Here is a 14,572-nt window from a genome sequence, read left to right on the forward strand (position 1 = left end):
TGAATTCACTGCCTGTTATAATTATTATGCTTGCTCAAAAGATAGCAGTTACGCGTCGACAATACGACTCATGCGATAGTCATGCTTCACAAAATTAACACCCAGCGAACACTCGGTGCGACGCACCCCCGCAAGGCCGGTAATTTTACTGTGCAGAAAGCGTGCTAGCTCTGCATTGTCTTGCACTAGGGTGATTGCCAAGATATCGAAACGGCCCAGCATTTTACCAACGAAGCCGATCTCGGGCACGTCGGCGAGTTTTCGCGCTACGTCGTCGCACTGGGCGCTGCGCTCCACCTCTACCCAAATGTAAGCAAGGGTCGGATTGCGCAAACGGGCGATGTTGGTCATGGCGGTAATGCGCACCTGACCTTCGTTTTCCATACGTTTGATGCGACTGCGCACAGTGCCTTCGGTAATGCCTAAGTCCGCTGCAATTTTGCGATTACTAATGCGCGCGTCTTTGGCGAGGCCATCTAGTATTTTACGGTCTTGGTCGTCTAACTGCTTTTTTGCCACGGCACTAATTCCTTTACCCGTTTTCCCTAAACACCGTACCCAAAGGGCACCCAGTTTGACTGATTTTTTAGCACATCAAGGGCGATAGACGGCTCTAGCTTGCGCACCCCCGGCACACTTCCCAAGCGCACCAGTAGTTCTGACAGATGTTCTTGATCACGGGCAACAGCAAGGGTTTCTATATCCAAGGTGCCCACCACCTGACACACCGAAAACACTTCGTCGAACTTGGCCAAATCTTCTGCCACCACATCGGCTGGGCGGCCCTCAACCTGAATGCCCACGGCTAACATCATGGTGTAGCCAACGGCTTCGTAATCCGTCACGGCGACCACCCGCAGACTATCGCCCTCTTCCAAGCGCTTTACTCTGGCGCGCACGGTGGCTTCGGTCAGACCTAATTCATTCGCCAAGGTTTTGTAGGGCATACGACCGTCGCGGCGCAAATGCGCGACAATGCGGTGATCGATCTCGTCCATATGTTGGGATGACGCCGGGCGCAGGTGTTCGCCGTCGCTAAACTCTGTCATATCACACTCCGAATTGGCGCAGGCATCAGGCTAACTTTTGGGCCGCCAAGGCTTTCAGCTCTGGCTTGACGACTTTGCCAGAGGCATTGAGCGGCAGTGCGTCGATGAATTCCACATAAAAAGGCACTTTGTAAGACGCCAACTGCGCGGCGCAAAACTCACGCACGGCGGTGGCATCGATATCGCTACCTGACTTGCGCACCACAAAGGCCATACCCACTTCGCCCTGGGGTGCTTTGGGCACACCAATAACCGCCACCCCCGCTACGCCGCTCATGGCGTAGAGCGCTTTTTCAATTTCAGCGGGATAGACGTTTTCACCGTTCATGATGTACATGTCTTTCAAACGGTCGGTGATTTTGAGGTAACCCGCCTCGTCCATCACGCCAATATCACCGGTTTTTAACCAACCATCGGCGGTAATCGTCTCGGCGGTGGCTTCCGGCATATCGAAGTAGCCTTGCATGACGTTGTAACCGCGGAACCACACCTCGCCTTCGCTACCCCGCGCCACTTCGACGCCGGTTTGCGGGTCTGCGCATTTCAGCTCTACGCCGTCGATGGCGCGACCAGAGGTGGAGGCAATAATTTCCGCTTCGTCGTCTGGGCGACAGATTGTGACGACGCCACAGGACTCGGTAAGGCCATAAGCAGTGACTACGGTTTCAAAGCCCAGCTTGTCACGCATATCGTGGACCAACTGCACCGGCACCGACGCCGCACCAGTCACACCCAAACGCAGACTGGAGAGATCGTAGTTGTGGCGAGTGTCATCTGCTAACAGCATTTCATACAAAGACGGCGCGCCCGGCAACATGGTGACTTTTTCGCGCTGGATGACTTCCATCACCGATTGCTTGTCGAATTTCGCCATTGGCAAAATAGTCGCGCCGCAAATAATCGCTGCCAGCCAACCGGCTTTGTAGCCAAAGGAATGGAAGAAGGGATTAATAATTAAATAATTGTCGTCGCTGCGCAGGCCAACCGTGGCGCTCCAGGTTTGGAATACGCGAATGTTTTGCTCGTGGCTACACAGCACGCCCTTTGCTTTGCCCGTGGTGCCAGAGGTAAATAACATATCGGCGCTGTCGTGGGGATTTACCGCGCGCTCTATGGCAATAAACTTGGCCTCGTCGACCTCTTCACCGTGGGTCAAAAAACTGCCCCAGCTTCTAGACTCATCCGCTACAGGAACATTTGCCTGCGGCAGCAAGATACGGTGATGCAAACTCGGTAAGTTTTCACCCAATGACGGCGCCGCGTTTTCAAACTCGGCGGTGGTCAGCAATACCTTCACGCCAGCACGGCGCAAAATATCGGTCGCTTCGTTTTCCTGTAGACGGGTATTTAAGGGCACAAGAATTGCGCCTAGCGATTGCAGCCCTGCCGCTGCAACAATCCACTCCGCCATATTTGGCGCCCAAATCGCAACGCGGTCACCGTGGCATACACCCAGCGCAAAAAATGCCTTAGCCGCCTGCCGACGCTGCTCATTTAATTGCACATAAGATATTTCACACCCCAACTCACGAATAGCCGCTTTTGCGCCAAATTGCTGGGCTGCCCAGCCAATAAGACGGGGCAATGTGAGGGGCATATCGGGAAAAGACGGAGTTGGTTCCAATAACATAGCGCAGGCAGTCCTGTTCGAGGCTTTTATCAACAGCGCTAAGTCTAGAAGTTCACAGGCAACACAACAAGCGAAATGCGTATTATTTTAGATTAATATTTACGCGTTACGTAATTAGGCGGTGTAACCCGCATTTTCACTCTCCTTCAACAACATGGCCCGCTTGCGGCCAGCACCCCAGCGATATTGACTAAACTCGCCCGTGCCGCGAATAACCCGATGACAGGGAATCAAATACGCGATGTTATTTTTGGCAATGGCCGACGCCACCGCCCGCGTAGACGAGGGCATACCCAGTGACTCAGCTAATTGCTGGTAGGAGCAAACTTCACCACTCGGTATTGCAAGCAAGGCCTCCCACACCTTCATTTGAAACTCCGTGCCCTTTAACAGCACCTTGGTCGGTTCAAGTTTAGAATCTGAGCCAAATCCAAACATTTTTTCATAGAGCGCCAATGCGTGCTGATCGTCGCGAACCAGCGTCGCCGCCGACCACTCTTGCGCCAGCTCTTCGCACAATATCGCCTCGCCGCGCGGATCATCAAAGAACGCCAACTTACATACACCGCGATGATTAGCGGCAATAAAGCAGAAGCCAAAAGGCGATGGGCAACTGCCATACGTAATCTGCAGCCCCTGCCCCATATTGCGGTATTCGCCAGGCGTGACGCGCTCGATCTTGATCATAAGGTCGTGTAATCGGCCACTACCACTCAATCCACAAGCGAGGGCACTGTCCATGACCGAACTGGTGCGCAATAAGCGCTTGGCATTTTCCTTGGTTAAAAACTGTAAAAACTGCTTGGGTGACACACCGGCCCACTCGGTGAAAATACGCTGCAAATGGAATTCGCTAACGCCAACGTGATCCGCCAGTTCAGCTAAGCTTGGCTGGCTGTGCTGATGATCGCTCAAATACTGTATGGCGCTGGCAACCCGCTGATAGTTTGCATGCTGCTCTATCGCTGAACTCATTGTTATTCCTTAAATACGACGATCTCGATCACGTCTGAATAGCAAAATTGTGGCGCCGTCGAGAGATAAATACCACCCGATTCTTGCCAACAACCGGCAGTGGGCGTTAGTTTTATAATAATGCCGAACTAAGTACCGCAAACCTGTCAAACTACTATGCTCACAATACCGCACATCCAGACTGAGGCAGTAGCTTTGCCAATGGAATGCCAATCAAATACCTAGGAGAAGATAATGGGCCGCGCCATCAAGTATTTCGCCATCACCCTTGTCAGTATCGTACTTTTGATCGCAATAGCGGCGGCGTCGCTCGCGTTTTGGATCGATCCCAATATATTCAAAAATGACATCGAAAAGATTGCTAGCGAGCAAGGCCTGACACTCCATCTAAACGGCGACTTGTCTTGGCAAGTTTTCCCAAATATACAAATCGTTATTAATGGTGCCACGGTCTCGCCTAAAAATGAGGCTGAGATAATGCGCTTTGATAAGGCGCAATTATCTGTTGCCCTAATGCCTTTATTGAAAAAAGACATTGTTGTGCAAGGTATCAGCCTTGATGGTGTGAAAGCCTCGTTAATTGTCGATGAGAACGGCGTGGGCAACTGGACCAAGATTGGTAAGCAAGATAGCAAGAGTGCCAGTGAGCCAGAAAAACCCAGCGACGAACCTCAAAAAGCGATGCAGCTGGCAATTGCCAAGCTAACATTAAGCAACAGCAATATTAGCTATACTGACAAGCAAACTGGCCAACACGTCGAGTTAAACGCGCTGTCACTCTCTGGCGAAAACATTCAGCTAGACAACAAAGCCTTCCCGCTGAATTTGGAGAGCGACTTTAGTTTTATCGATGACACCCAATCTGTCAGCGGTAAAACCCAGATCAATAGTAATATCACGGTAAATAGTGAGATCAATCATTTTGTTATTGGCGATGGAAAACTGTCGCTGACTATAGATCACAAAAACGACCTCTCATCGATTTCACTCAGCACCGAATTGGCACTGGATGCAGAGGTCGATACAACCAAAGCCCTTGAATGGGCGGTGCCCAGACTCAGCTTTGCAGACACCAGCTTGCGCTATGCCGCCAAAGACGGCACAAACATCGACATTACTGCACTCAGCTTTGAGGGCGGCATTACCCCTGGCGGCGAAGCTAAGGCCATCAATATTCGCGGCGACGTACGCTATGGCACCGCAACGCAAAAACCCATAGAGACCAATTTAAGTCTTAGCAGCGTGGTCAGCATCGACGAGAAATTGAATTCGATTAAAGCTAAGGAAATTGCCATTAAAACTCGCATTGGCGACGAAGCCATCGCGATTACCGGCGATGCCAGCGCAAGCCTGAGTCCCTTGGACTATCAAGCAAAATTAAGTTTGGCGAACGCTAACTTTAAAAAAATAGCTGACACGCTGGGTATCGAATTGCCTGACATGTCAGAACCCAGCGCACTCAATAAAGTCGGTGCCGCGTTTTCAGTAAAAGGTAATGACAAGCGTATTGTGATTTCTGAGCTGCGCACCACCCTCGATGACAGCACCATTACCGGGAATGCCAGTGTCGATATTGATAAAAATCAAGCTGTAAAACTTGCGCTTAACATCGACAAAATTAATGTTGATCACTACCTCGCACCTGTCGCCGAGGAAGAGAACAAACCCTCTGACGCAAAGAAGGCGGAGCCCAAAGCAGGGTCATCAGCTGACGCCGAAATACCGCTACCAAGAGAGCTGCTGAACAGCCTTGATATAGATGCGAAACTGCAAATCGGCGAACTCACCGCCAGTCAACTGCCGTTCAAAAACATATTATTGCAACTCATTGCAAAAAACGGCGTAAGCTCTGTGAGCCCGCTTAGCGGCATAGTTTACGACAGCCCATTCACTGTAGACGCACAGCTCGACACCCGCCCCGCTGCGGCCCGAATGTTGATTAGAGGAAGCAGTAAACAACTACCGTTGGGCAAAGTTTTAAAAGACGCGGCAGCCATCGAAGAGCTATCTGGCATTAGCGATGTGAGCTTTAATTTGAGCACCAACGGCACCAGCGTCGCCGCCCTGAAGAAACACCTCGATGGCAATATCGACCTGAGCGCCCAGCAACTTCGTCTTAGCAATATGAATATTGAAAAGGCGTTTTGTCAGCTGGTGGCAAAATTTCAGCAAGAGACCTTCGACCCCACAAACTGGCCAATTTACAGCGACTTAAAAGACACCACGACCAAGATTGTTATCAAGGATGGTATTGCGAGAATTGAGACTTTAAATTCTGGCGTGACGAAATTGGCACTTAGCGGTAACGGCAAAATTGATTTAAATGAAGATACCTTTGATATTGTTATTAAGACTCGCTTAGCGCAGGCGGATCAAGATGCCATGACCTGCAAAATTAATAATGACAAACTGCTAAACCGCGATATACCCATTCGCTGTAAAGCGGCATTCGACAAAGTTGGCGCCACTAGCTGTTTACCTGACTTTAGAGTGATAGAGGATATCGCCAAAGAAAAAGCCAAAGATAAAATTGATGAGAAAGCTAAAGAGTTTATCGATAAGAAAATGGGCGGCGAAAACGGCGAGGCCGCTAAACAAATTTTTAATCAGTTCTTTAAAAAATAGTCTTCAACATGTCCAATCTTGCGGCAGCTAGCAAAATAGCTTCTGCCGCAAAGATTGCTGTCGCGACAGCCTTAATACTATTTAAAAACTAAAACTAAGATAATTATTTAAAAAATAATTTTGCTCAAAGAACCTCATCCCAAGGGGTTGCGCTCCGCCCTTGAGCGCTAGCAACCGCAGGGCAAGTTAATACCCCCTTAACTACGCTTATACCCGCAGCTAATCCCGCGTTATTCACACACACTTCTTTTATGTTTTGACTTGCTAACAAGTGCACATAAGGTAGCGTCGCTTGGCTTAGGGCCTGACTGGCTGTTCTCGCGACCGCACTGGGAATATTCGCCACGCAGTAATGCACAATTCCGTCTACCAGAAATGTTGGGGCCAAGTGCGTCGTTGGCTTGGTGGTCTCGAAGCACCCACCCTGATCGACAGACACGTCGACTAATACCGAGCCGGGCGCCAAGGCGGACAAGTCGGCCCTACTTAACAACTTAGGCGCCGCGGCGCCCGGCACCAAGGCTGCGCCGACAACCATATCGGTTTCGCTAAGAAGCGCATGCAAATCTATCGTGGCAGCATCGCACACTGAAAATCGAGGAGAGTTAAATTGCTCAGAAAGGGTTGTTCTTCTTGGCGCGAAGGGTTCAATCATTGTCACGTTGGCGCCCATTCCCAAGGCGACATCCGCGGCATTACTACCGACCACACCGCCACCAAATATCAATACATGGCCGGGCTCAATGCCGGACACGCCACCGAGAAGAACGCCAGATCCGCCCTGCGCCTTCTCTAGACAATGCGCCCCCGCCTGCACGCTTAAGCGTCCTGCAATTTCGCTCATGGGTTTTAGTAAGGGAAGCCGTCCGTCCTGATCAGTTATGGTTTCATAGGCCACACACAGGGCGCCACTGCCAATTAAAGCGGTCGTTAATGTCGAGTCAGGGGCGAGATGTAAATAACAGAACAGCCGATGCCTGGAGCCGAGCAGTGACACTTCACTCGCTTGCGGCTCTTTCACTTTTACGATTAATTCGGCGCTACGATGCAAAGCTTCGGCAGAGGGAGACAATTGCGCGCCTACAGAGAGATAGTCATCGTCGCTATAGCCTGAACCAAGCCCTGCGCCCGTTTCAATAAAGACGGCATGACCCGCCGCCACCAAATCAGCGACAGCGGTGGGAATTAAACCGACACGGTACTCCTGCGCTTTAATTTCTTTGGGAATGCCAATTTGCATACAGATGTTCCCCGCAGGTTAGTAAGTTTACATTGCTACGTCAGCAGCTCCCACTGACCGTCGCATTGACGCACCCGTGATTCTTTCTCTAATTTAAGCATATGCGCCCAAAGCGACAACTTAGCAATAGGGTGTATCGACGCATCGACATCTTGGTAGGCAACAACCACCAAGTCGTCGAGATCGCCCTTGGTCACTTGTTGTATTGCCGCCCAAACTTTGTCCTCTCTCGACTGCCGATGCGCAATTAAATGCGCCACCTCCTGCTTTGGTGTGGAAATCAGCGTGCCATGGCCGGGTGCTAAATGTTCCAAGGGATAGTCGAGCAGTAAGCGCAGCGACGCAATGTAGTCGGCCATGTCACCGGCAGGGGGAATAATGACTACGGTCGAGCCCTGCATAATGTGGTCGCCGGTAAATACCGTGCCGGTGGCCTCATGGAAAAAGCAGAAATGATTACCGACGTGACCGGGGGTATATATTGCCCGCAGCACACTGCCGTCAACCTCAAAACAGTCATCATGTTCCACCGAATCCGTTGGGGCAAAACTGGGGTCTTGGTAGCCGTCGTCTTCAATGAGCGCACCAATCACCGGCACAGTGTAACGCGCCTGTAGCGCGGCGGCACCGGGGGAATGATCAGGATGAGTGTGAGTGGTCACTATACGCTCTAGCTCGCCACCTAGCTGCTTGATACCTGCCTCTATTGCAGCAATGTGTTCAGGCATATCTGGGCCAGGGTCCAGTACTGTTATTCGCTTGTTGCCCAATAAGTAAGTATTGGTGCCGGGGCCCGTTAAGACACTGGGATTTGGCGCAACAATACGATGCACACCCGGTAAAAGTGTTTCTAACACACCCGCTACCAACATAGATTCGCTCTCATCAAGATATTAGCTTGCAGGGTAAAAGTGCGAGCCCACATAAGCAAGCGACATCGGGTAAGGCACTTGTTTGCGGCAGTTCTCAAAATTGGCATGGGATTACCACTAAAACTCATTTTTGGTGTAGTGTGTCAAAGAAGATGGGCACTAAAAAAACGTCGATTCAAGAGCGCCGCTACACAAAGGCAAAAGCGATGAACAAGCTTTTACATTTGATATTTAACGCTGAAGTGCCCGACATTGGCGAGCGCTACCGGAAAACTGCGAGTGTGCTAGTCGTTTTCTTTATTGTTGGCTATAGCATCGGTTTTTTGCAGCTACTCCATATTGGCGCTTATCTAGGCCCAGGTCTTGGCGACAACGTCAGTTTTCAGCCCTTAGTTAACAGCCTCAGTGAACTTCATCAAGACAAGCCCACGCTCTGGCTTGCACTGCTAGCATTACTCGGCTTCACCATTTTTTTTCGGCTCGTTGCCATGCTCGGCGGCTACTTTTTATTTGAGCGGGAAGAGGGGCAGCCCTATCCGATTAAATGGATCGTCGTTTTCTTTCTTAGCAATGTGCTAAGCACCCTAGCCATTCCTATATTGCTGCTGGCACTGGGCTCGTTATTTGTATTGTCAGGTTTAGACTTCGACATAGGTTGGCACTGGATTGACCACAATGTGAGACTGGCCAATCAATTAGTACTGGAATACGTCCCAACCTTAGTGGATGCCCCCGCGCCACTAGCAGTACTTATGATCGCGGTCATTAGTGGCTTTTTTCACTATTGGTTTCACCGACTCGGACATACACAGCGCTTGTTGTGGCTATTGTTTCATCGCCCACACCACATGACGCCGGCACTCATTCAGTCAACAACCATGGCCGTATTTACCGCCCTGCCATTGTTTGTGTTCGTGATTCTGCCCTACAACCTTGTTTTTGGTGCCTGTACGAAACTGTTTAGCAGTGAGCCGCTGTACACCGAGGTCATTATTTATAACTGCTTAATTTTAATTCCGGAGATCTTTGGACATCAAACCGCACTCTATCGAATAGCCTCAAGAAACAGATTCATTCGGTTAGCGAGTTTTATTTCTGGTGGTGGCGTGTATCACTATATGCACCACTCCTCTGAACCCGAACATTGCGGACGCAGCGGCGCGGTAAATTTAGTCAATATCGGCGGCGGGCCGCTATTCATTTGGGATATTATTTTTGGCACCTACTGCCCGCTGAGCGAGAAAACACCGCGCGCAGGGCTGAGTGGCCAACCCGAATTACATATGAACCCAGTGCGCCTGACCCTGGCTGGCGTCGCGCAACTTGGCAGCGAACTGCTGCACAACCCAAGCTGGCGCGACAAGTGGCGCATTCTTGTTGGCTCTTCATCTTATTCGCCAACAAAAAGCATCGACTTTGCAGTAAAATCGGCTTCCGGCGGCCCCAAGCAAATCACCCCAAGCCCAGCAAACTACATGTATTCCTTTACAAGGGCTGACGCAATCGCCAACGCAGGCGCCAAGCCAACAGCAGAGCCGCAGAACTAAGCCCCGCAAACAAACCCAACCAAAACCCACTTGGCCCCATCGCAGGCACAAAATAGTCGCTTGTCGCCAACACATACCCTAGCGGTAAACCAACGCCCCAGTAGGCAAACAACGTTAAGACCATGGGAATAGTGGTGTCTTCAAAGCCTCTTAAACAGCCGTTCGCGGTGACCTGAATAGCATCAGACACTTGGTATAAGGCGGCGAACAGCAGTAGGTAGCTGGCTAGCGCGATAACTTGGGTATTGTCAGTGTAAATCAGGGGTATCCAATGCCGGCAGGACACCAATAAGGTGACCATCAACGCGCCTATCACCACGGTTATTTTGAACGCTACAGCAATCGCAAGCCGCAAACCCGGCTCATCGCGCCGTCCTCGCGCATGGCCAACACGAGTTGTTGCCGCCAAGGCAAAACTAAGCGGTAGCATAAACACCAAAGATGTGAAGTTTAACGCGAGCTGATGACCGGCAACGATCTCTGCACCCGACTGACTAATCAACAGCGCGATAATACAAAACACGCTGACTTCAAAGAAAATGGTCAGACCGACCGGAAAACCAAGTCTAAGCAAATAAACGATGGTTTTCGGCTCAACATGCCAAGGACGCAGGGATAAGCGAGCCATGCGATAAGCGCGATGACGATGCACATAGAGCAGCATCAATATCGCCATAATCCACATCACAATGGCCGTCGCCCAGCCACAGCCCACACCACCCATGGCTGGGATGCCGAGTTTGCCGTAGATCAGCACATAGTTGATGGGGATATTCGCCAGCAAGCCGATCACGCTTATCAGCAACACCGGCCGTGTATGACTAAGTGCTTCCGTATAGCTGCGTAGCGCCAACACAATAGCAATGGCTGGCATTCCCCAGCTTAGGCCAAATAAATAATCGACCACCATGGGGCGGATCGCCGGATCAACATCCATCCAGGTCAGCAAAGGCGAGGTATTGCACAGCACCACCACGGACACCAAACCAATTGCCAATGCCAAAGCGACGACCTGATGTACCAAAGGATTAAGTCGGTCTAACTGATTGGCGCCAACATGACGAGCTAATACTGAGGTAGCGCTCATCAACATACCCGTCATGAACAGAAACACCGGCACCCAAATACTGGCGCCGACGGCAACCGCGGCCAAGTCGAGCGCGGAGACCCTGCCTGCCATAACCGTATCCACAAAGCCATTTGCAGATTGCGCGAGTTGACCGCCAAAAATAGGCAGCGCCAATTTTAGCTGGGTTCGCAATTCCTGACGGGCTGTAACAGACATGAATTTACCGATGCAAAAAACCGCCACACTCTAGCCTAGGGCGGCGCATGTCGCAAATAATTCAAAAACTTTACCTCAAGTAAATATAGCAAGCTTCGCACGAGCTGGTTTTGTTGATTGGCTAAGTGAAGACTCGCGAACCTAAATAGAAATCACGGACTTTATATGAGTGACCAACCAGAGCAGCGAACGAGGCGCGTTGACGTATAAATAACCAAAAGGACTGGGATTAAAATACAGGGAATGGATGCATACCTCCGCGCCGACACCAAATCCATGCCGCATGCCAGCGGTGAGTTATTTCAAGTATTCTATTGGAAATCGATCCATACTTAGCCCCATAAACCATGCCATTTTTGACAAAAAATTATGCCACATATGGCAATCGCAATTCACACCACCTTACCACCCCTCTCAACATTAAAAAATAATCCTTATAAAACAATGCATTAAAAATTTTCCGCAAAACTTTAGACGATGGTGCGGGACTTGCTAATTAAAGAGCACATAGTGACGAGTGAAAACGCGCCACACCTTACTATAGAGATACAAAGTATCGCCTCGGCGGTAAAACTATTTATCAATAACCTTATTTTCCAGAGCAGAATTATTTTTACCCTGCTTATCTTACGAAACGATCTTGGAGGATTACGCTCATGACAATTCGACTTAATGACACCGCACCCAATTTCACGGCGGACTCAACCGCTGGTGAACTTACACTGCACGAATGGATTGGTGACTCTTATGCCATTCTATTTTCCCATCCGAAGGACTTCACTCCGGTTTGCACTACTGAGTTTGGCGCCGTCGCCCAACTCGTCCCTGAATTCGTCAAACGCAACACCAAAGTAATGGGCGTATCTGTAGACACTGTTGAAGAGCATAAAAAATGGAAACGCGATATTGAGGCTTTTGCGGGAGCGCCTGCGGACTTCCCAATAATCGACGACACATCACTGCACGTATCAAAGTTATACAATATGCTTCCGGCCGATGCGTACTTAACCGACGGCCGTACACCGGCTGACAGCGCTACCGTAAGAACCGTTTTCATCATTGGCCCAGACAAAAAAGTCCGCCTCACTATGTCTTACCCCATGTCTGTGGGCCGCAACTTTGCTGAAATTTTGCGCGCTCTTGATGCCATCCAAATTACAGACGGCGCACCCATAGCAACGCCCGCCAACTGGGTAGCTGGGCAAGACGTGATTGTTGGCCTCAGCCTGAGCGATGAGCAAGCGAAAGAGAAGTTTGGCGAGGTTGACATTAAACTACCTTATTTACGCTTTGTATCAGCGTCGAAAAAATAATAAGGTTTTTTACACAAGCCGGCCTTGTTTTCTGGAGAAGGCGAAACGCACGAGCTGTAGTACTTCAGCAGCTTGGCCAACGACGCATTGCGCCCATCGGCCAAGCTGTCACCACCAGCTGAGGACTCTCTAATGAGACGCATAGAAAATGAATTAAATAACGGAAAGCGTGTAAACTCTACACCTATGTAGACCTATACAGCCGCATGCACTCTATTGACTAAAGGTACAAATTTAATGTCTGTATTAAATTCAGAAAAAGTAAGCAAAGAGAAAAAATCGCTGAGCCTTATTGAAACATTAGTGCAATCCTTATCATTGCTCTTCGCCTTACAAAACAAAGAAGGCCGCAAAAAAATGATGGATTTAGCCGAAAAGAACCCCCTTTCCATTGTCATTTCTGGCGTGCTAGCCATGTCAATATTCTTTACCATCTGTTTTTTAAGCTCTCAAATCGTTCTTCATATTGTGATGAACAAATAATCCAGATATAAAAAAAGGAAGCCTGCGCTTCCTTTTAATGCTTTCATCTATCAACCTGACGACTAAGCCATATTTTTTATTTCTACCACTGGATCAACATCGGCGTCGTAATCTACGCCGTCAATCTCAAAGCCAAACAAACGCAGGAATTCACGCTTGTAGCCGGCAAAATCCGTGGTGGTCAGCAGGTTTTCGGTAGTCACATCGTCCCACATTTGCGCAACAGCGGCTTGAATTTCAGGACGCATTTCTAAACCATCAGCGCGCAAACGACCCTCCTCATCCTTAATTGGCGCATCACCATAGAGGCTATTTTTGAATAGGCCGTAAACCTGTTCAATACAACCTTCGTGGCTGCCGTCTGCCTTCATCGCTTTGAACAACAACGCTAAATAAAGGGGCATAACCGGAATAGCCGAGCTAGCCTGAGTTACCACCGCTTTCAGCACAGAAACGCGCGCATCACCACCTTTAGCCGCCAATTTCTCGCGAATCTTGATAACGCGTTTATCGAGATCTTTCTTCGCTGCGCCAATGGTGCCGTGCCAGTAAATATCCCAGGTTAGCTTGTCGCCAAGGTAAGTGTAAGCTGTGGTTTTAGCACCATCAGCAAGCACGCCAGCGTCATCTAGCGCGTCAATCCACATCTGCCAATCTTCGCCACCCATAACCGCGACGGTATTGTTAATCTCGTCTTCATTCGCAGCGACGAGAGTGAAATTTTCGATGGTTTCTTTGTCGGTATTTACGCCACGCTGGGTGACCTCTTTACCAATAGGCTTGAGTGTAGAGTTAAACACCTCACCGGTTTTAGGATGCTGACGACGTGGCGAGGCCAAGCTGTAAACAACCAAATCAACCTGACCCAGATCGGCCTTGATCTCTGCGATGGTCTTTTCTTTGATGGCGTCAGAGAAGGCGTCACCGTTAATGCTTTTGGCGTATATCCCCTCTGCTTCCGCAAACTTATGGAATGCAGCCGAGTTATACCAACCTGCGGTGCCTGGCTTTTTCTCGGTACCTTCTTTTTCAAAGAAAATACCCAGCGTGGACGCGCCAGCGCCAAAGGCGGCGCTGATACGTGACGCCAATCCGTAACCTGTCGAGGCACCGATTACCAGCACACGTTTAGGGCCATTTGGGATAGGTCCCTGGGCTTTCACATAGTCAATTTGCTGACCGACATTGGCCTCACAACCAACTGGATGGGTTGTGACACACATAAATCCGCGCACACGAGGCTTGATGATCATAGGGAATCCCTGCTCCGATTAAATTACGAGTATTTTAAAGACAGGCATTATAACCACCCTAGCCTGTTGGCACTAATACTCAGCGTCAACATTGCTAATTGGCCTATTCGCTTGCTATTGACTACCAGACTGGCCTTAAATTTGCTGTCAAAACAACATAATCCGTTTAACGGATGCTACGAGCCTAACTATTAAAATAAAATCGAACACAATAAAAGCTAAAGCAATGCGGCACCTCAGTATCTAATCACATTTTTTCTAATCGGCCACGTTTGTCTCGAACAAGGCAAACGGTCGACG

At 49.7% G+C, this 14,572-nt stretch carries 12 protein-coding genes; 4 read left to right on the forward strand and 8 right to left on the reverse strand.

What is annotated here, in order from left to right; genetic code table 11:
• Positions 1-48: 48 nt before the first annotated feature.
• The 4 genes from O9X78_RS00915 to O9X78_RS00930 all read right to left on the reverse strand — a co-directional run bounded on the left by O9X78_RS00915 (position 49) and on the right by O9X78_RS00930 (position 3,654).
• On the reverse strand, positions 49-519 hold the full coding sequence (locus tag O9X78_RS00915; RefSeq protein ID WP_269617714.1) for an Lrp/AsnC family transcriptional regulator: 471 nt from the start codon (positions 517-519) through the stop codon (positions 49-51).
• 26 nt (positions 520-545) lie between these two features.
• Entirely contained in the window at positions 546-1,049 is a 504-nt protein-coding gene (locus O9X78_RS00920; protein WP_269617716.1) for an Lrp/AsnC family transcriptional regulator, read from the reverse strand.
• A 25-nt stretch (positions 1,050-1,074) separates the two neighbouring features.
• Positions 1,075-2,679, reverse strand: coding sequence for a FadD3 family acyl-CoA ligase (locus tag O9X78_RS00925; RefSeq protein WP_269617717.1), 1,605 nt, complete (start codon positions 2,677-2,679; stop codon positions 1,075-1,077).
• A gap of 114 nt (positions 2,680-2,793) precedes the next feature.
• A complete protein-coding gene (locus O9X78_RS00930) occupies positions 2,794-3,654 on the reverse strand; it encodes a bifunctional transcriptional activator/DNA repair enzyme AdaA (RefSeq protein WP_269617719.1) in 861 nt (286 codons plus the stop codon).
• Between the two features lie 234 nt (positions 3,655-3,888).
• Between O9X78_RS00930 and O9X78_RS00935 the strand changes: the two genes are divergently transcribed.
• Positions 3,889-6,279 carry an AsmA family protein gene (locus tag O9X78_RS00935; RefSeq protein WP_269617720.1) on the forward strand — a complete coding sequence of 797 codons (2,391 nt, stop codon included), beginning with the start codon at positions 3,889-3,891 and terminating at the stop codon, positions 6,277-6,279.
• A 124-nt stretch (positions 6,280-6,403) separates the two neighbouring features.
• Here the strand turns inward: O9X78_RS00935 and ald are convergent, their stop codons facing one another.
• Both ald and O9X78_RS00945 read right to left on the reverse strand, forming a co-directional pair.
• The gene (gene ald, locus O9X78_RS00940) at positions 6,404-7,519 is read right to left on the reverse strand and encodes an alanine dehydrogenase (protein ID WP_269617722.1); all 1,116 of its coding nucleotides are present in this window, start codon (positions 7,517-7,519) and stop codon (positions 6,404-6,406) included.
• A 35-nt stretch (positions 7,520-7,554) separates the two neighbouring features.
• Positions 7,555-8,391: an MBL fold metallo-hydrolase gene (locus tag O9X78_RS00945; protein WP_269617723.1), complete on the reverse strand. Its 837-nt coding sequence runs from the start codon at positions 8,389-8,391 to the stop codon at positions 7,555-7,557.
• Positions 8,392-8,597: 206 nt separating this feature from the next.
• Between O9X78_RS00945 and O9X78_RS00950 the strand changes: the two genes are divergently transcribed.
• On the forward strand, positions 8,598-9,938 hold the full coding sequence (locus O9X78_RS00950) for a sterol desaturase family protein (protein WP_269617724.1): 1,341 nt from the start codon (positions 8,598-8,600) through the stop codon (positions 9,936-9,938).
• Here the strand turns inward: O9X78_RS00950 and O9X78_RS00955 are convergent.
• Positions 9,877-11,223 (reverse strand): MATE family efflux transporter, encoded by a 1,347-nt coding sequence (locus O9X78_RS00955; RefSeq protein ID WP_269617725.1) that lies wholly within the window; start codon positions 11,221-11,223, stop codon positions 9,877-9,879. The two genes, O9X78_RS00950 and O9X78_RS00955, sit on opposite strands and share 62 nt — an antisense overlap.
• A gap of 656 nt (positions 11,224-11,879) precedes the next feature.
• Between O9X78_RS00955 and O9X78_RS00960 the strand changes: the two genes are divergently transcribed.
• Complete coding sequence (locus tag O9X78_RS00960) at positions 11,880-12,536, forward strand: peroxiredoxin (protein WP_269617726.1); 657 nt, start codon at positions 11,880-11,882, stop codon at positions 12,534-12,536.
• A gap of 237 nt (positions 12,537-12,773) precedes the next feature.
• Positions 12,774-13,019 carry a hypothetical protein gene (locus O9X78_RS00965; RefSeq protein WP_269617727.1) on the forward strand — a complete coding sequence of 82 codons (246 nt, stop codon included), beginning with the start codon at positions 12,774-12,776 and terminating at the stop codon, positions 13,017-13,019.
• A gap of 62 nt (positions 13,020-13,081) precedes the next feature.
• Here the strand turns inward: O9X78_RS00965 and fabV are convergent, their stop codons facing one another.
• Positions 13,082-14,272 carry an enoyl-ACP reductase FabV gene (fabV, locus tag O9X78_RS00970; protein WP_269617728.1) on the reverse strand — a complete coding sequence of 397 codons (1,191 nt, stop codon included), beginning with the start codon at positions 14,270-14,272 and terminating at the stop codon, positions 13,082-13,084.
• Positions 14,273-14,572: the final 300 nt, after the last annotated feature.

It is taken from the genome of Zhongshania aquatica, assembly GCF_027257955.1.
In the GTDB taxonomy this organism is placed as follows: domain Bacteria; phylum Pseudomonadota; class Gammaproteobacteria; order Pseudomonadales; family Spongiibacteraceae; genus Spongiibacter; species Spongiibacter aquatica.